19 protein-coding genes are annotated in these 16,162 nt (G+C 56.0%); 7 read left to right on the top strand and 12 right to left on the bottom strand.

Annotation, left to right across the window (positions count from 1 at the left end; genetic code table 11):
- Window positions 1-18: 18 nt before the first annotated feature.
- The 7 genes from pheT to pyk all read right to left on the bottom strand — a co-directional run bounded on the left by pheT (window position 19) and on the right by pyk (window position 6,503).
- Window positions 19-2,412, bottom strand: a complete 2,394-nt coding sequence (pheT, locus tag BM152_RS14990) for a phenylalanine--tRNA ligase subunit beta (RefSeq protein ID WP_066602402.1) — start codon at window positions 2,410-2,412, stop codon at window positions 19-21.
- Window positions 2,409-2,921, bottom strand: a complete 513-nt coding sequence (locus tag BM152_RS14985) for a hypothetical protein (protein WP_066602405.1) — start codon at window positions 2,919-2,921, stop codon at window positions 2,409-2,411. The genes pheT and BM152_RS14985 overlap by 4 nt, the downstream gene beginning before the upstream one ends.
- A complete protein-coding gene (gene pheS, locus BM152_RS14980; protein ID WP_066602409.1) occupies window positions 2,918-3,988 on the bottom strand; it encodes a phenylalanine--tRNA ligase subunit alpha in 1,071 nt (356 codons plus the stop codon). Before pheS ends, BM152_RS14985 begins: the two co-directional genes overlap by 4 nt.
- Before the next feature lie 117 nt (window positions 3,989-4,105).
- On the bottom strand, window positions 4,106-4,468 hold the full coding sequence (rplT, locus tag BM152_RS14975; RefSeq protein WP_066602411.1) for a 50S ribosomal protein L20: 363 nt from the start codon (window positions 4,466-4,468) through the stop codon (window positions 4,106-4,108).
- 14 nt (window positions 4,469-4,482) lie between these two features.
- The gene (gene rpmI / locus BM152_RS14970) at window positions 4,483-4,683 is read right to left on the bottom strand and encodes a 50S ribosomal protein L35 (protein ID WP_066602414.1); all 201 of its coding nucleotides are present in this window, start codon (window positions 4,681-4,683) and stop codon (window positions 4,483-4,485) included.
- A 119-nt stretch (window positions 4,684-4,802) separates the two neighbouring features.
- Window positions 4,803-5,039, bottom strand: a complete 237-nt coding sequence (locus BM152_RS14965; RefSeq protein ID WP_066602416.1) for a hypothetical protein — start codon at window positions 5,037-5,039, stop codon at window positions 4,803-4,805.
- Window positions 5,040-5,054: 15 nt separating this feature from the next.
- Entirely contained in the window at window positions 5,055-6,503 is a 1,449-nt protein-coding gene (pyk, locus tag BM152_RS14960) for a pyruvate kinase (protein WP_066602424.1), read from the bottom strand.
- A 136-nt stretch (window positions 6,504-6,639) separates the two neighbouring features.
- Between pyk and BM152_RS14955 the strand changes: the two genes are divergently transcribed.
- From BM152_RS14955 to BM152_RS14935, 5 genes are read left to right on the top strand one after another with little or no spacing between them, the layout of a single operon-like run.
- Window positions 6,640-7,413, top strand: a complete 774-nt coding sequence (locus tag BM152_RS14955) for an N-formylglutamate amidohydrolase (protein ID WP_066602463.1) — start codon at window positions 6,640-6,642, stop codon at window positions 7,411-7,413.
- A gap of 2 nt (window positions 7,414-7,415) precedes the next feature.
- Window positions 7,416-7,760 (top strand): 5-carboxymethyl-2-hydroxymuconate Delta-isomerase, encoded by a 345-nt coding sequence (locus BM152_RS14950; protein WP_066602430.1) that lies wholly within the window; start codon window positions 7,416-7,418, stop codon window positions 7,758-7,760.
- Window positions 7,761-7,772: 12 nt separating this feature from the next.
- Window positions 7,773-8,093 carry a DUF1244 domain-containing protein gene (locus BM152_RS14945; protein WP_066602464.1) on the top strand — a complete coding sequence of 107 codons (321 nt, stop codon included), beginning with the start codon at window positions 7,773-7,775 and terminating at the stop codon, window positions 8,091-8,093.
- On the top strand, window positions 8,090-8,716 hold the full coding sequence (locus BM152_RS14940; protein WP_066602431.1) for a DUF5671 domain-containing protein: 627 nt from the start codon (window positions 8,090-8,092) through the stop codon (window positions 8,714-8,716). The genes BM152_RS14945 and BM152_RS14940 overlap by 4 nt, the downstream gene beginning before the upstream one ends.
- Entirely contained in the window at window positions 8,706-9,095 is a 390-nt protein-coding gene (locus BM152_RS14935; protein WP_066602433.1) for a hypothetical protein, read from the top strand. Before BM152_RS14940 ends, BM152_RS14935 begins: the two co-directional genes overlap by 11 nt.
- 58 nt (window positions 9,096-9,153) lie before the next feature.
- Here the strand turns inward: BM152_RS14935 and BM152_RS14930 are convergent, their stop codons facing one another.
- The 3 genes from BM152_RS14930 to dgcN all read right to left on the bottom strand — a co-directional run bounded on the left by BM152_RS14930 (window position 9,154) and on the right by dgcN (window position 12,067).
- Window positions 9,154-10,014, bottom strand: a complete 861-nt coding sequence (locus tag BM152_RS14930) for a D-amino-acid transaminase (RefSeq protein WP_066602434.1) — start codon at window positions 10,012-10,014, stop codon at window positions 9,154-9,156.
- A 19-nt stretch (window positions 10,015-10,033) separates the two neighbouring features.
- Entirely contained in the window at window positions 10,034-11,002 is a 969-nt protein-coding gene (gene dgcA, locus BM152_RS14925; RefSeq protein WP_066602435.1) for an N-acetyl-D-Glu racemase DgcA, read from the bottom strand.
- A 63-nt stretch (window positions 11,003-11,065) separates the two neighbouring features.
- A complete protein-coding gene (gene dgcN, locus BM152_RS14920) occupies window positions 11,066-12,067 on the bottom strand; it encodes an N-acetyltransferase DgcN (protein WP_066602438.1) in 1,002 nt (333 codons plus the stop codon).
- Between the two features lie 282 nt (window positions 12,068-12,349).
- Between dgcN and BM152_RS14915 the strand changes: the two genes are divergently transcribed.
- On the top strand, window positions 12,350-13,309 hold the full coding sequence (locus tag BM152_RS14915; RefSeq protein WP_066602439.1) for an L-malyl-CoA/beta-methylmalyl-CoA lyase: 960 nt from the start codon (window positions 12,350-12,352) through the stop codon (window positions 13,307-13,309).
- A gap of 206 nt (window positions 13,310-13,515) precedes the next feature.
- Window positions 13,516-14,478 carry an acetyl-CoA carboxylase carboxyltransferase subunit alpha gene (locus BM152_RS14910; RefSeq protein ID WP_066602441.1) on the top strand — a complete coding sequence of 321 codons (963 nt, stop codon included), beginning with the start codon at window positions 13,516-13,518 and terminating at the stop codon, window positions 14,476-14,478.
- 194 nt (window positions 14,479-14,672) lie between these two features.
- Here BM152_RS14910 and BM152_RS14905 read toward each other — a convergent pair whose 3' ends face one another.
- Window positions 14,673-15,596 carry an N-acetylneuraminate synthase family protein gene (locus BM152_RS14905; protein WP_066602442.1) on the bottom strand — a complete coding sequence of 308 codons (924 nt, stop codon included), beginning with the start codon at window positions 15,594-15,596 and terminating at the stop codon, window positions 14,673-14,675.
- A gap of 252 nt (window positions 15,597-15,848) precedes the next feature.
- On the bottom strand, window positions 15,849-16,162 hold a 314-nt coding region (locus BM152_RS14900), incomplete at its 5' end, for a transposase domain-containing protein (RefSeq protein WP_139222517.1).

The raw sequence follows: 16,162 nt of genomic DNA, 5'->3' as shown, positions 1-16,162 counted from the left end.
CTTAGCTCGAACAAAACCTCAGCCGCGCAACACGCCGCCGGTGGATTTCTCCACTTTCGCGATGATTTTCTGCGACAGGGCTTCAATGTCTTTCTCTTTGAGCGTTCCCTCGACCGGCTGGATACGCACGGTGATGGCCAGAGACTTTTTGTCTTCGCCCAGAGAGCCGCCGATGAATTCGTCAAAGATACGGACATCTTCGATCAGAGATTTGTCGGCCCCGCCAGCAGCATTGATCACATCCAGCGCGCGCACATCCTTGTCCACGACAAAGGCGAAATCGCGTTCTACCGCCTGAAGATCGTTGGTGAAGAAAGCAGAGCGGGCGATCTTGTTCGTCTTCGGCATGGGCGCTTCTTCGAGATAGACGGTGAAGGCCACAGCCGTGCCTTTCACGCCCATTTCCTTGAGCACTTTCGGATGCAGCTCACCAAATTCCGCCAGAACCTTCTTCGGGCCGAGGCAGATTTTACCGGAGCGTCCCGGATGGAACCACGCAGACGTGTCACGCAGGATTTGCGCTTTGGCGGGCGCACCGATGGCGGCCAGAACGGCTTCGGCATCGGCCTTGGCATCGTAAAGATCCACCGCACGACGCTCGCCATGCACGTCTTTCGGCCCCGTTGCCCCGACGCGCACACCGGAAATTTGCCGACGCTGTTCACCCGGTTCGCCGCCAAAGAACGCCGGTCCACATTCGAACAGGTTCAAATCCGCAAACCCGCGTGCCTGATTGCGTGTCGCAGCCGCCAGAAGTCCGGGCAAAAGGTCCGGACGCATGTGGCTCATCTCCGAGGAGATCGGGTTGTCCAGTTTCACCGCATCCGTGCCACCACCAAACAGTTCAGCGCTTTTCTGGTCGATGAAGCTGTAGGTCACACATTCGTTGAACCCGAGCCCCGCCGCCTGATGGCGCGCCTTGCTTTCGCGCACCTGCATGGGGGTCAGGATTTGCTTAGCCACACCAGAGGGCCGTGTCATCGGCTTCGGCTCAAGATGGGTCAGGCTCTCGACACGGGCGACCTCTTCCACGAGATCGGCCTCGCCCAACACATCCGGACGCCAGCTTGGCACCTGCGCCATGTCGCCATCCATCACAAAGCCCAAGGCCTCAAGAATAGCCACCTGACGTTCTGCCGGAATGGTCATGCCGACCAGAGATTGCACACGGTCGGTGTCGAGATGATAGGCGCGGGACACGTCCGGCACCTCGCCTGCGACAACGGCTTCGGACGCCTCGCCACCGCAGAGCGCCAAAATCATCGTGGTCGCGTCATCGAGCGCCTGCATGTTGTAGGCCGGATCAATGCCGCGTTCATTGCGATAGCGCGCGTCGGAATTGATCTTGAGCGCACGCCCCGCCTTGGCGATGTCGAGCGTGTTCCAGAACGCCGCCTCGACAAACACATCCACGGTCTCGTCCGTGCAGCCGGTTTCAAGCCCGCCCATGATGCCGCCAATGCTTTCGACCTTCCCGCCGGAGAAAATACACATCGCCCCTTCGGGCATGGCGTAGGTCTTCTCGTCGAGCGCCAAAAGCTCCTCGCCCCCTTTGGCGCGGTCGATCACCAAACCGTCTTTCACCGTCGCCGCGTCAAAGACGTGCAGCGGGCGGTTGCGGTCATAGGTGAAGAAGTTGGTCACATCGACCAAAATGGAAATCGGGCGCAAACCAATGGCGGTCAGGCGGTCCTGCAACCATTTCGGAGAGGGGCCGTTCTTCACACCTTTGATCACACGACCGGCGAAAACGTGACAACCGTCTTTGGCGGCCTCCGTGATCTCCACCGAAATCGGGCTGGGAAATTTTGCGTCCACCGTCTCGGCCTTGAGCGGTTTCAACGTCCCGAGACCACGCGCCGCCAGATCGCGGGCAATGCCATATACGCCCAGCGCATCGGGGCGGTTCGGCGTGATGGCAATCTCGATCACCGGATCGACTTTGGCCGGATCATGTTCGGCCAGATAATCGGCAAACTCCATGCCGACCTCGCCGCCCTCAAGCTCGATAATGCCGTTATGCTCGTCGGAAAGCTCCAACTCGCGCTCAGAGGCCATCATCCCGTGACTTTCAACGCCACGGATCTTGCCGACGGAAATGGTGATGTCGAGGCCGGGGATATACATGCCCGGCTTGGCCAAAACAGCCGTGATCCCCGCCCGCGCATTGGGTGCGCCGCAGACGATCTGGGTCATGCCCTCGTCGGTCTCGACCTGACACACGCGCAGCTTGTCGGCGTCGGGGTGCTTCTCGGCCTCTTTGACCTTGACCAGCTTAAAGCCCTTGAGCTTTTCACGCGGGTTCTCGACGCCTTCGACCTCAAGCCCGAGATCGGTCAGGGCGTAAAGGATGTCATCGAGGCTCGCCTCGGTTTCCAGATGCTCTTTGAGCCAGGAGAGTGTGAATTTCATTGTTTACTCCATTTGGCTACGACTGTTTTAACAAGCGCTTTCCTCCGAAAACGCGTGTGTGATGCCAAATCTTTTTTCATTTCCTTCAACAAAGCCCTCTGACTTTGCATCAAATTCTCATATTTCGCGCGAACAATCCCTCGCCCTTCCTCAAAAGACGAGTAATTTGTATTGAACGAAATTTTCCATGCACGGAAGGCTTCGTCACATTTGTCCAGAGCTGTGACAACATTGTCCGGTGCCAACAAGAACACTTGATCTCTCAAGCAATAAAGGCCGACTTCACGCTCTTCCATCCCGAAGAATTGTTTAGCCTTTTCCGCGAAATCATCATCGTCCAGCATAGGTTGAGCAAACCGGAGTTCTGTTAGAGCAGCGGTATACTCTGCATAAAGGCGGCGCAATTCTTCCTTTTGCTTAGTCTCATGATCAATGAGCTTCTGCCAACGATAGACAAAAGTCGCCACGATAATTGTGACTAAGCCAAGAAAGAACTGGCCTATACTCACCCGTGAATCCCCCCGGCCAAAGTCGGGGTCCCCAGCGCGCTAAAGCCATAGTGGCGCAGCCAGCGCAGGTCGGAATCAAAGAACGCCCGCAGGTCGGGGATGCCGTATTTCAGCATCGCCAGACGGTCGATCCCCATGCCGAAGGCAAAGCCCTGCCATTCCTTCGGGTCGATCCCGCCGGATTTCAGGACATTCGGGTGCATCATGCCGGAGCCCAGAACTTCGAGCCAATCATCGCCCTCGCCCACGGTCACGGTGCCGTTTTCCCATTTGCACTGCACATCCACCTCGGCGGAAGGTTCCGTGAAGGGGAAGTGCGATGCGCGGAAGCGGGTTTTCACCTTGGTGCCGAAAAAGGCGGTGTAGAATTCTTCGAGCACCCATTTCAGGTTCGCCATAGAGATGTCCTTGTCGATGGCCATGCCTTCGACTTGGTGGAACATCGGCGTGTGTGTCTGGTCATAATCCGACCGATACACGCGGCCCGGCGCGATGATGCGGATCGGTGCGCCTTGGTCGAGCATCGTGCGGATTTGCACCGGCGACGTGTGGGTCCGCAGCACGTTGGGCGCACGTTCGTCGCCTTCGGCGCGGTGCATGTAGAACGTGTCATGCTCCTGACGGGCCGGATGGTGCGGCGCGATGTTGAGCGCGTCGAAATTGTGCCAGTCATCTTCGATCTGCGGCCCTTCGGCCACGGCAAAGCCGAGATCGGCGAAGATGGCATAGATTTCTTCGGACACGCGGGAGATCGGGTGGATCGTGCCTTGCGGACGCCCGCGCCCCGGCAGGGTCACATCGAGCCATTCCTCCGCCAGACGTGCATCCAGTGCAGCATCCTCCAGCGCGACCTTTTTGGCGGCCAGAGCGGAGTTGATTTCATCTTTGAGTGCGTTGAGCTTCGGCCCCATGACCTGACGCTCTTCGGGGGTCATTTTCCCCAATTCACGCATCTTGAGCGCCACTTCACCCTTTTTACCGACCGCTTGCAGACGAATGTCTTCGAGCGTGGCCTCGTCCCCCGCTTGCAAAATCGCGGTGAGATATTTGTTCTTCAGATCGTCCATCCCGAACCCTCTGTTCCATGTCCCCCGCTTGGTATCACGGGAGGCCCAAAAGACAAGAAGCCGCGAGACCTCGAAAGGTCCGCGGCTTCAAAAATGTTCGTTCCCGAGTAGGGGAGCTTACGCGAGCGCGGCCTTCGCCTTTTCGACGATGGCTTCAAACGCGGCAGGCTCGTGCACGGCGAGATCGGCGAGAACCTTACGGTCCACTTCGATACCGGCGAGCGACAGGCCGTTGATGAATTTGGAGTAAGTCAGCGCTTCGTCATGCGAACGCACAGCAGCGTTGATACGCTGGATCCACAGGGCGCGGAAGTTACGCTTGCGGGCCTTACGGTCACGCGTTGCGTATTGGTTCGCCTTGTCGACGGCCTGCGTTGCGGTGCGGAAGTTCCGCGAACGTGCGCCATAATAGCCTTTTGCGGCTTTGATGACTTTACGGTGACGGGCGTGGGCGACGGTACCACCTTTGGTGCGGGACATGTGTCTCTCTCCTCTTAGCGGTCGTAGGGCATGTAGGACTTCACGATCTTCGCATCAGGTGCGGAGAGCGTGGTCGTTCCACGTGCGTCACGGATAAATTTCGTGGTGCGTTTGATCATGCCGTGGCGTTTGCCGGCTTGACCCGCTTTGACCTTGCCAGAGGCGGTCATTTTAAAGCGCTTCTTGGCGCTCGACTTCGTCTTCATCTTAGGCATTTCCATCTCCTTATAGTTTCGATGGTTTATCGCGCGACTCGGCATGCCATACCGCCGGACGCGCCCCATGAGCCGGTGCCATTACAGGCCTTGAGCAGCCTTGGCAAGGCTTGAGAGGTTCATTTCCTCAAAAAATCCATGATTCCGACCATCACACGCAAGACGGCATGTGGAATATCGGCAAAGCTGTAACCGACCGGATGCAAGATCAGTGCTGCGACGAACATCACACCACCGATCACAATCATACCTGTGGCAAATTTCGGGGACAGGCTTTCGGAATAGGCTTTGATGGCATTGGGCACGGCGAGCAAACAGATCACCATGCCCAATACAAGAAGAAAGTCCGTATTCATCGCGACCCGCGCGCCTTATTCAGGATCGGAGTTGAAGATCAGGCGCTCTTCACAGGGAGCAACACGCAGGATGTTGGTCGAACCCGGCTGGTTGAACGGAATCCCCGCGACGACGACGATCTTGTCCTCCTCGGTCGCAAAGCCCGAAGTCCGCGCCGCGCGCGCTGCATTGACCACGGCCATTTTGAATCGCTCGACTTCGCCCGTCATGACGCAATGCATCCCCCAGTAGAGGCAGAGCTTGCGTGCAGTGTTCCGGCGCGAGGTCATGGCAATGATCGGCACATGCGGACGTTCGCGGGCGGTCAGCGCCGCCGTTGTGCCGCTCTCGGAATAACAGACGACTGCTTTGACATCGGTGTTTTCCGCAATCTCGCGGGCTGCCGAAACAATCGCGTCAGCCGTAGTGGTTTTCTCGATCCCCGCACGCGAGGCATCCAGAACATCGCGGTAAACCGGATCACTCTCCACTTCGACAGCAACGTTGTTCATCGTGGTCACAGCTTCGATCGGATAATTGCCCGCCGCAGATTCAGCCGACAGCATGATCGCATCCGCACCCTCATAGATGGCGGTCGCCACGTCGGACACTTCGGCGCGTGTCGGCATCGGGCTTTCGATCATGCTCTCAAGCATCTGGGTCGCCACGATCACAGGTTTCGCAACAGCACGACACCGGCGCGTCAGGCGTTTCTGGATCGGCGGCACGGCTTGCACAGGCAGTTCAACGCCCAAATCGCCGCGCGCGACCATGATGCCATCGGAAACGGCCAAAATATCTTCAAACGCATCAACGGCGGACGGCTTCTCGATCTTCGCCAGAACCGAAGCGCGGCCCTTCACAAGATCCTTGGCTTCGAGCATGTCCTCGGGGCGCTGCACAAACGACAGCGCGAGCCAGTCGACACCCAGTTCACAGACAAATTCGAGATCCTTACGATCCTTCGGCGACAACGCGGCAAGCGGCAGCACCACGTCCGGCACGTTGACCCCTTTGCGATCAGAGATCGTCCCGCCGACCATCACGATGCAATTCGCGTAATCGTCGCCGCAATCCTCGACCTTAAGACGGATCTTGCCGTCATTGACCAGAAGAGACGCGCCCGGTTTGAGTGCTGCGAAAATCTCGGGATGCGGTAGCTGCACACGGTTCCCATCACCGGGTGTATCATCGAGATCAAGGCGGAATTTATCGCCATCTTCGAGATCATGTGCGCCGGAGCCGAATTTCCCCACCCGCAGCTTCGGCCCCTGAAGGTCGGCCAGAATGGCAATCGGACGGCCAAGGTCGGTCTCGATTTTGCGGATGATGGCATGTCGCGCACGAATTTCTTCGTGATCACCGTGGCTCATGTTCAGACGGAAGACATCGGCACCTGCTTCAGTCAAGGCGCGGATGGTCTCGTAATCATTGGAGGACGGGCCCAACGTGGCCACGATCTTCACATTCCGAAGGCGTCTCATATTGCCTAAAGTCCTTTTCGGTCGTTTCAACTTGTCACGGGCCATCTTCTCTATGCCCCAAATGTTAGCGCTGCACAACTGGCCCTGCGGCGCGAAAGGGCTTAATGGAGGTATGAAACCAAAAGGTGACGCGAAAATGACCTCTAACGCTCCTTATCACATCGAAGGACAGGATCGGCCGGGCCGCTGGCTCATCACCTGCGATCATGCAACCAACCGCGTGCCCGAAGAAATCGGTCCCGATCTTGGCATCAGCGCCGAGGATATGGCCCGTCACATCGCCTATGACATCGGCGCGCTGGGACTAAGCCGCAGCTTGGCTGACAAACTCGGCAGCCCGATGATCCACACCGATTTCTCCCGGCTTGTGATCGATCCCAACCGCGGCGAGACAGACCCGACACTGGTGATGAAACTCTATGACGGAACCATCATCCCGCGCAACCGCCATGCTGACGCGGCAGAAGTGGAGCGGCGGCTGGAGTTGTTCCATCGCCCCTATCACAACGCCTATGAAGCGCTTTGCGCAAGGCGTGACGACGTGGTCATCTGCGCTGTCCATAGCTTTACCCCGCAACTGCAAAACCGTCCTCCCCGCCCGTGGCAGATCGGTATTCTTTCGGCCTATGATCGACGTTTCACCGATCCGTTCATTGCCGCGCTTGAAGCCTCCGAAATCCTTCAGGCTGAAGCCGAAAAGTTTGGCGAGCGACTTATCATCGGCGACAATGAGCCCTATGACGGGCACCTACCCGGCGATGCCATCGACCGCCACGCCCTTCACCACGGGCGGCTCAACCTATTGATCGAACTGCGCTCCGATCTGATCGAAACACCTGCGCAGCAAGCACACTGGGCCGCACTTCTGGCCCCCGTTCTTCAAGACACGCTCCAAAAGACAGGATTGTAACCATGCCCCATGTTGTCATCGATTTCGCAGAAGGTCTCGAACGAAGCCACGATATGTCACGGCTTTGCGAAGAGGTTTTCGACGCACTTGTTCTTGACGTCGAAGTGAATGCGCCCGCGCTCAAAGTGCGCGCGCGTCCTCAACCCTATTTCAAGATCGGCACCGAACCGGACACTTTTGCCCACGCAACGCTCTATCTGCTGGAAGGCCGCAATGATGCGACAAAGGCACGGCTTTCCGATATTGTGCTCAAAGCGATGGACGGGGTGTTGCCCACGGTCGGTAGCCTCTCCGTCGACGTGCGCGACATGAACACCGCCGCCTATGCCAAACGTCTGAAGGGATGAGACATGCCGGAGATTGACGACAAGACGATGGTCGAGATCGAAGCCGCGGCCTTCCGCACGCTGCGCGACCATCTGATGAACAAGCGACCCGATGTGCAGAATATCGACATGATGAACCTCGCCGGTTTCTGTCGTAACTGTCTATCACGCTGGGTGCAGGAAGCTGCCAACGCGCGTGGGATCGAAATGTCGAAAGCCGAGGCCCGCGAGCTTTATTACGGCATGCCCTATGAGGACTGGAAAGCACAAAGCCAGACTGAGGCCACACCCGAACAGAAAGCGGCATTTGAAGTCGCCTTTGCCGAAAATGTCGGCCCGAAAGAGACATCATGAGCCCTATTGACCAGCTTGCGCAATTCACCCGCGAGGCATTGCTCGCCGGTCAAAGCCGCGACGAGATAGCCACGGCGCTACGCGAGGCCGGATGGGCCGAAACCGAGGTGCAGGATGCTTTGGGCGCTTGGGCAGAAACCGATCACATTCCGCCCGTGCCGCGCCCGCGCCCTTATGTGTCGGCAAAAGAGTCCTTCTTTTACGCGCTGATGTTCGTGGCTCTGGCCATGACCACCTGGCATATCGCGTCTATAGGCATGGAGCTTGTGGAGCGGCTTTTTGACGAAGGCCATGCCTATATGCTCAATCGTTCGCTGCGCTGGTCCATCGCGGCCATCATCGTATTTTTTCCGCTCTTCATGTTCCTGCAACGCAACGAGGCCCGCACCTTACGTCAAGACGAGAGCCGTCGGCGATCCGTTGTGCGCAAGTGGTTCGGTTATATCGCTCTCTTCGTGTCCTCCATGGCGCTATTGGGCGACCTCCTGAGTGTGATCTATGCCTTGCTAAACGGCGATCTGTCCCTCGTTTTTGCCTTAAAACTTGCGGTTGTCGGTGCCGTTGCTGGCACGATCTTCGGCTATTACCGTAATGCGATGAAAGACGCTGAGAATGACCTCTGAAAACTGGCCGCAAATCGCGCTAACCGTACTGGCATTGGGCGCGGTGGTTGCGGGGATTGCCTCGGTTGGCGGACCGAACGCCGCGCGGATCGAAAAGCGCGATAATCAACGCCTCTCGGAATTGCGTGGGCTTATCTGGCACACCCAATGTCTTGCGCGAGAAAACGGGAACACACTGCCAGATATGCTGACCGTAACCGATACATGTCCGGACAAACTCGCCGAGGATGCCCTGTTGCGCACCGAAGGGTATCGCTATTTCAAGGTCGACGAGACCTCTTTCAAAATCTGCGCCGATTTCGAAGACATTGTAGCGTTGCAAAAACGGCGTCCCTCAGAGGCGCTTGATGAGGCGGGCTGTCACTCAGCAAACCTCTGAACGCAACGAAAAAGGCCCGCCAAACAGGCGGGCCTCTTTGCATTAATATCTGCATCCATCAGATCGCAGTTTTCAGCATCTCTTCAACGTAAATTTCACGCAGGCGCTTGGCGATCGGACCCGGCTTGCCATCCGCCACAGTCGCTCCGTCAATTTCGATCACCGGCTGGGAAAAGCCGGTTGCAGAGGTCACAAAAGCCTCATCCGCAGCTTGCGCTTCAGCAATTGTGAAGGGGCGCTCTTCGATCTTGATCTGCGCTTCTTTGGCAAAGCGCAAAATCGCTGCGCGGGTGATGCCGTGCAGAATGTCAGTGGACAGCTGGCGGGTGATGATCGTGCCGTCTTTGACGATATAGGCGTTGTTTGCATAGCCTTCGGTGACAAAACCGTCTTTCACCAGCCACGCATCGGAACAACCGGCTTTTTTCGCCTTCATTTTTGCCATCGACGGGTAGAGCAGCTGGGTGGTCTTGATGTCGCGGCGCGCCCAGCGCAGATCCTCGACAGAGATGACCTTGATCCCCTCATCCATGACTTTGGAATTCAAAAGCGGCTTGGCGAAGGTGAAGAGCACGATACCCCCAGAGACTTCTTCCGGATCAGGCCAGACAAAATCGCGATCCGTACCCGCGCCGCGTGTGATCTGAAGGTAGATACCGCCTTCGTCGAGATCATTTTTCGCAATCAATTCACGATGGATCGCAAGCAGCTCATCCATCGTGACGGGGGAAACCATTTCAAGCTCGGACAAGGAGCGTTCCAGACGGGCTTTGTGCCCTGCGAAATCAATCAGCTTGCCGCCGATTACAGAGGTCACCTCATAGACCGCGTCCGCCATCAGGAACCCGCGATCAAAAATGGATACTTTAGCCTCGGTTTCCGGCAGGTATTCGCCGTTCACATAAACGGTGCGGGTCATGTCTTTCTCCTTGAATGAGTTAGCCCCAAAGCGCACGGACAGGCGGGTGAACGCCTTCCGCATCAAATTGCAAAGGTTCGGGACGGTCTTCTGCCAAAAGCAAAGGACCGTCAAGGTCCACAACACGCGCCCCTTGCGCGACGATTGTGGCCGGCGCCATCGCCAAAGAGGTGCCGACCATGCAGCCAACCATGATGTCATAGCCCTCGGCTAGCGCCGCCTTGCGCAGTTCCAGCGCCTCCGTAAGCCCCCCCGTTTTGTCGAGCTTGATGTTGATCACATCATATTTGCCCTTCAAATCAGGGAGGCTCTTGCGGTCATGACAGGACTCATCGGCACAGACCGGAAGGGGTCTCTCAATCTCCGCCAACATATCGTCCTGCCCCGCAGGCAAGGGTTGCTCCACAAGTTGCACGCCAAGCCGCACCAGATGCGGCGCGAGGTCTGCATAGACCTCGGCGGACCAACCCTCGTTCGCATCAACGATAATCTTTGATTTCGGCGCACCGCGACGCACGGCCTCCAGTCGCCCCATGTCATCCGCCGTACCCAATTTGATCTTGAGCAACGGGCGATGTGCATGTTTCGCCGCCGATTTTTCCATCTCTTCGGGGGAAGCAAGCGACAAGGTATAAGCCGTAATCATCGGAACCGGAGCCGGAAGGCCCAACAAGTCCCAAACCCGTTTGCCAGCTTTCGAGGCTGCCAAATCCCAAAGCGCACAATCCACCGCGTTCCGGGCGGCCCCCGGAGAAAGCGCCTCTTGCAGTGTTGCGCGGGTGATGTCCTCCGGCAACCCTTCGATCTCGGCGGCCACGCTTTCAAGGCTTTCGCCATAGCGCGCATAGGGCACGCATTCGCCCCAGCCACGTTGTTCGCCCTCAGTTGCCCGCACTGTGATCACTTTGGCCTCGGTGCGTGATCCACGCGAAATGGTAAACACTTCGGCGAGACGAAAACTTTCAGCGGTGACGGTCAACTTGGGCATGTGATCTTCCTGAATGGGAGCAGAACAGTGTGAAGAGGCGTCCGAAGACACCTCCTTTTATCCTTAAACTTCTGCCAAGGCATCAGCCAGACGGTCTGCACCCTGACGGAACGGATCAACAGTCGGCAGACCCATCTCTTTTTCCACTTTCGCGAGATAGGCCAACGCCTCGTCTTCGGACATGTGCTGGGTGTTCACAGAAATCCCGACCACCTTACAGTCCGGATTACCAACTTTCGCCAGTGTCAGCGCCGTGTCACGCAACGCTTCAAGCGTCGGGAGTTTGAACCCCGGAAGACCGCGCATGTGTTCGCGAGTCGGCTCGTGGCAGAGGATCAACGCATCCGGTTGCCCCCCATGCACCAGCGCCATAGTCACGCCAGAATAAGACACATGGAACAAGCTGCCCTGCCCCTCGATCAGATCCCAGTGATCCGCATCATTGTCCGGCGTAAGGTATTCAATAGACCCCGCCATGAAGTCCGCAATCACTGCGTCAAGCGGCACGCCATCCCCAGTAATCAGAATCCCTGTCTGGCCGGTCGCACGGAAGGTAGATTTCATGCCTTTTTCACGCATGGACTTGTCGAGCGCCAAAGCCGTATACATTTTACCCACAGAGCAATCCGTGCCGACCGCGAGACAGCGTTTGCCTGTGCGCTTCACACCATTTGCAATCGGGTATTTCACCGAAGGAATACGCACATCATGCAGCGTCCGGCCAAAGGTCTTGGCAACCGCCACAAGGTCTTCTTCCTCACGCAAGAGGTTGTGCAGGCCGGAGGCAATGTCGAAACCTTCTTCAAGCGCGTCGATCAGCACTCTTTTCCACGCCGGACTAATCACGCCACCACGGTTTGCCACACCAATGACCAAGGTCTTGGCACCTGCGGCCTTTGCCGCTTTGAGGTCCATATCGGGCAGTTTCATGTCGGCCTTACAGCCTTCCATACGGAATTGGCCGAGAGCATATTCTGGGCGCCAGTCCTTGATCCCTTGGGCCACTTTCGCAGCCAGTTGGTCAGGGGCGTCGCCGAGGAAAAGAAGATACGGTGTTTCAATCATGGTGCAGCACTCCGGTTGCGTTTGATTCACAGTGGCCGAGATTCGTTGCAAGGTGCTTCTGAAATTACGTTAGAAACTCTGACGTATTGGGAGATTGTCCCAAATTAGACTAAAAAATCGGGAGAAAAATTAACCTGATTACGAAACAAGCAGTTTGAAAACTCCAATTTCTTTTTGAAAACGGGAAATGCCGCAGGCGCAAAATCCTCCTTGCCACACTCAGCGCAAGATAATAACAATGCTGGATATATTTTGGAAACATCATTGCCGAGAGGAGCGCCAATGTCCTTCCGTCTACAGCCCGCCCCCGTGGATCGCCCGAACCGTTGCCAGCTTTTTGGCCCTGGCTCGAACACGAAACTCTTTCCGAAAATGGCAGCATCAGCGGCGGATGTGATCAACCTTGATCTGGAAGATTCCGTGGCACCCTCTGACAAAGATGTGGCCCGCGCCAATATTATCGAGGCAATCAACACGATTGACTGGGGGAAAAAGACCCTCGCCGTGCGCATCAACTCTCTCGACACGCCTTACTGGTATCGCGATGTGGTCGGTCTTCTGGAGCAGGCCAGTGAGCGTCTGGACCAGATCATGATCCCGAAAGTGGGTTGCGCCGAAGACGTCTATGCGGTCGATGCGCTTGTAACTGCAATCGAAGCTGCGAAAGGCCGCCAAAAGAAAATCAACTTCGAAGTTATCATCGAATCGGCCGCCGGCATCGCTCATGTCGAGGAGATTGCAAAAAGCTCTCCACGTCTCGTTGCCATGAGCCTTGGGGCGGCCGATTTCGCGGCCTCAATGGGGATGCAAACCACCGGCATCGGCGGCACTCAGGAGAATTACTATATGCTCCACGGTGACACGCGGCATTATTCCGACCCGTGGCACTGGGCCCAGACCGCCATTGTCGCCGCCTGCCGCACTCATGGCGTCTTGCCCGTGGATGGTCCTTTTGGTGATTTCTCTGATGACGAAGGCTATCGCGCACAGGCGCGCCGGTCCGCGACGCTTGGCATGGTTGGGAAATGGGCGATTCACCCGAAACAGATCGCGCTGGCCAATGAAGTCTTCACCCCGTCCGATGAAGCGGTCGCTGAAGCCCGCGAGATTCTCGCCGCTATGGAACAAGCCAAGGCCAACGGTGAAGGCGCAACTGTTTACAAAGGGCGCCTTGTCGATATAGCGTCAATCAAGCAAGCTGAAGTGATTGTGGCGCAAGCCGAGCTGATCGCGAACAGTTGATATTCCTCCAGTCGGGAGGGGAGGCCCGACTGTTGAGGGAACCGCGCCCCGAGGCTTATGTTTCGGGGCGCTCTTCCACCACAGACAGATCCTGAGGACATGACAGAAGGCAAAGGAGCAATTCCTGTGCCTTTACGAGCCTTGCCGAGTTGCACCTTTGGACGAAAATAGCCATATACGGGATCAAGTATGGTTCGGAGGTCCGCATGACTCACTATCTCGAATTCGAAAAACCGCTCGCTGAGATCGAGGGGAAAGCCGAAGAGCTGCGCGCTCTGGCGCGGAACAATGAAGAGATGGATGTCGAGAAAGAGGCCGCAGCACTCGACAAGAAAGCGGCTGATTTGCTCAAGGATCTGTATAAAGGTCTGACGCCCTGGCGCAAATGTCAGGTTGCTCGCCATCCCGAGCGCCCGCATTGCAAGGACTACATTGACGCCTTGTTTACCGAATACACCCCGCTCGCAGGGGATCGGAATTTTGCCGATGATCACGCCGTGATGGGAGGACTTGCCCGCTTCAATGACCAACCCGTCGTGGTGATTGGTCAGGAAAAAGGTCATGACACCAAATCCCGAATCGAACGCAATTTCGGCATGGCACGCCCCGAGGGCTACCGAAAAGCAATCCGCCTGATGGATCTTGCCGATCGTTTCGGCCTTCCGGTAATTGCATTGGTCGATACTCCCGGTGCCTATCCGGGTAAGGGCGCAGAAGAGCGCGGCCAGTCGGAAGCTATCGCGCGTTCAACCGAAAAATGCCTGAATCTCAAAGTCCCGATGATTTCCGTCATCATTGGTGAGGGCGGCTCCGGTGGTGCTGTGGCTTTTGCCTCCGCCAACAAGCTCGCCATGCTGGAACATTCCGTCTACTCCGTAATCTCGCCGGAAGGCTGTGCCTCGATCCTTTGGAAAGACGCGGAGAAGATGCGTGAAGCGGCTGAAGCCCTGCGTCTGACGGCACAGGACTTGCATAAACTCGGTGTGATTGATCAGATCATCCCCGAACCCCTCGGTGGTGCCCAGCGCGACCGGGAAGCAACAATCGCCGCTGTTGGCAAAGCCATTGAAGCAATGCTTACGCCGCTCAAGAAGAAGAAACCCGAAACGATCCTCAAAGATCGTCGCAAGAAGTTTCTTGAAATTGGCTCCAAGGGGCTGGCTGCCTAAATCAGCGTTTCCCTGTTAATCACTGCTCATTCTACGAAAGAGCTCTTCAAGGCCACATACGAAAGGTGGCCTTGAAGCGGGTTGTATGAATAGACAATAACCAACAATCCCACTGACTATAGGCAGAGAATAACTCTGCCTATATGTGTAATGGATGCTCCATTACATACAGTTTTGGCGCTCGCAACGATGCATCACGCAAAAGTACGTTCACGGTCAACCCATTTCAGCTTGTCACGCTGAACCTGCTCCACAGGTAGGATTTCCGTAGACTTATAACCGAGAGCCATATCTACATTCTTCAAATCGCGGCAAAGACGACGCAACCCATCCGGCTCAAGACTTGCCGCGTGGTCTGTGCCTTTCCATGTCCGGTCAAGGGTAAAGTGCCGCTCAATATGCGTGAACTTGCCTTTACCCTCAGCCTCCATCGCACGCCCAACCGCCAAAGCGGCTACATCAGCCGCAATTCCAAGATGGTGTCCGGAGAATCCGATTCCTTTCACCTGAGCGCCATATTTTTCCATCAGATTGCGAATTTCGAGCAGACAAATATCTTCAAATGCAACCGGATAGCCAGAGGTGCAGCTATAGACGACAAGATCCTCGGCACGACCTCGTTCACTATAGAATTTAATCAGGTCTGCAATCTCCTTGCCGGTGGACATACCGGTAGAAACGTGGATTTCTCCACCGAAGTTTTCGCAAAGATAATTCTGCAATTCATAATGCTGGTTTGTAGCCGACGGAATTTTTAGCAACGGCGGGTTAAGCGGCGCAATTTCTTTGGCCGAAGTCAGATCCCAGACGGACGTCGAGTATTTTATGCCGTTGATCTTGCACTCTTCTAAAAGCTCTTGATGCTGATCCTTATCGAATTCAAGAAATTCACGATGAGCGCCATATGTGTCCCCATAGGAATTTTCCGGCACAGGATGGGGTGCATTAAATTGTTCAGGCGAAAGCAGTTCACGGTTATGCCGTTTCTGAAACTTCGCTATATCTGCTTTGCAGACATGTGCAGCAACACGAATGAGCTCTTTTGCGATACTCATTTCACCTTTGTGATTGCAGCCAATTTCAGCGATAACTTGAACAGATTTTTTCTCGGTCGTCATATTTAGATCCATCTACAAATAGAGCATCCGGAAAATCTGTTTGCTCATCACCCAGACCTTCACATGTGCGTTGTGAAGAGACGTAGGTAATGACCAAATCCCGTATGCGTTCATCTGTGATGTTTATCGGCGACAGATATTTCTAAATGGTTAACAAAATCATTAACTCCCAACATTTGCGTTTACCATCTATGTCAGTTTTAATTTTTCCTGCATTATAGTGGTAAGCGTTCGCAGGACATCACATGCAGCTTAGCTTGACAGCTTGAAGTTCCACGGCAGCAGATCGTCTATGCTGTTTTGCGGATGGCCATTGGCGACCGCTGTCAGGGTGGCCTTGAGATAGGCAAAGGGTTCTATGCCGTTAATCTTGCAGGTCTCGATCAGAGAAGCGACACGGCCCCAGGCGATGCCGCCTTCGTCGTGACCCGCGAAGAGCGCATTCTTGCGACTGAGAGCGATCGGTCGGATCAGGTTTTCGACGCGGTTATTGTCGATCTCGACGCGCCCATCGGTCAGGAAGGTCTGCAACCCGTCCCAGTGATTATGGATGTAATTCAGCTTTT

Source organism: Celeribacter halophilus (genome assembly GCF_900114135.1).
GTDB classification, from domain to species: domain Bacteria; phylum Pseudomonadota; class Alphaproteobacteria; order Rhodobacterales; family Rhodobacteraceae; genus Celeribacter; species Celeribacter halophilus.
The sequence above is the reverse complement of the archived record's forward strand: the minus strand, read 5'-3'. Positions and strand labels throughout refer to the sequence as shown.

What these genes read in the sequence shown, in the direction of transcription:
- rplT (WP_066602411.1), bottom strand. Translation starts at nt 4,468, where the DNA reads ATGTCCCGCACCAAAGGTGGTACCGTCGCCCACGCCCGTCACCGTAAA.
- pyk (WP_066602424.1), bottom strand. Translation starts at nt 6,503, where the DNA reads ATGAGACGCCTTCGGAATGTGAAGATCGTGGCCACGTTGGGCCCGTCC.
- BM152_RS14930 (WP_066602434.1), bottom strand. Translation starts at nt 10,014, where the DNA reads ATGACCCGCACCGTTTATGTGAACGGCGAATACCTGCCGGAAACCGAG.
- BM152_RS14915 (WP_066602439.1), top strand. Translation starts at nt 12,350, where the DNA reads ATGTCCTTCCGTCTACAGCCCGCCCCCGTGGATCGCCCGAACCGTTGC.
- BM152_RS14965 (WP_066602416.1), bottom strand. Translation starts at nt 5,039, where the DNA reads ATGAATACGGACTTTCTTCTTGTATTGGGCATGGTGATCTGTTTGCTC.
- dgcN (WP_066602438.1), bottom strand. Translation starts at nt 12,067, where the DNA reads ATGATTGAAACACCGTATCTTCTTTTCCTCGGCGACGCCCCTGACCAA.
- rpmI (WP_066602414.1), bottom strand. Translation starts at nt 4,683, where the DNA reads ATGCCTAAGATGAAGACGAAGTCGAGCGCCAAGAAGCGCTTTAAAATG.
- BM152_RS14935 (WP_066602433.1), top strand. Translation starts at nt 8,706, where the DNA reads ATGACCTCTGAAAACTGGCCGCAAATCGCGCTAACCGTACTGGCATTG.
- BM152_RS14910 (WP_066602441.1), top strand. Translation starts at nt 13,516, where the DNA reads ATGACTCACTATCTCGAATTCGAAAAACCGCTCGCTGAGATCGAGGGG.
- BM152_RS14955 (WP_066602463.1), top strand. Translation starts at nt 6,640, where the DNA reads ATGACCTCTAACGCTCCTTATCACATCGAAGGACAGGATCGGCCGGGC.
- BM152_RS14950 (WP_066602430.1), top strand. Translation starts at nt 7,416, where the DNA reads ATGCCCCATGTTGTCATCGATTTCGCAGAAGGTCTCGAACGAAGCCAC.
- BM152_RS14905 (WP_066602442.1), bottom strand. Translation starts at nt 15,596, where the DNA reads ATGACGACCGAGAAAAAATCTGTTCAAGTTATCGCTGAAATTGGCTGC.
- pheT (WP_066602402.1), bottom strand. Translation starts at nt 2,412, where the DNA reads ATGAAATTCACACTCTCCTGGCTCAAAGAGCATCTGGAAACCGAGGCG.
- pheS (WP_066602409.1), bottom strand. Translation starts at nt 3,988, where the DNA reads ATGGACGATCTGAAGAACAAATATCTCACCGCGATTTTGCAAGCGGGG.
- dgcA (WP_066602435.1), bottom strand. Translation starts at nt 11,002, where the DNA reads ATGCCCAAGTTGACCGTCACCGCTGAAAGTTTTCGTCTCGCCGAAGTG.
- BM152_RS14940 (WP_066602431.1), top strand. Translation starts at nt 8,090, where the DNA reads ATGAGCCCTATTGACCAGCTTGCGCAATTCACCCGCGAGGCATTGCTC.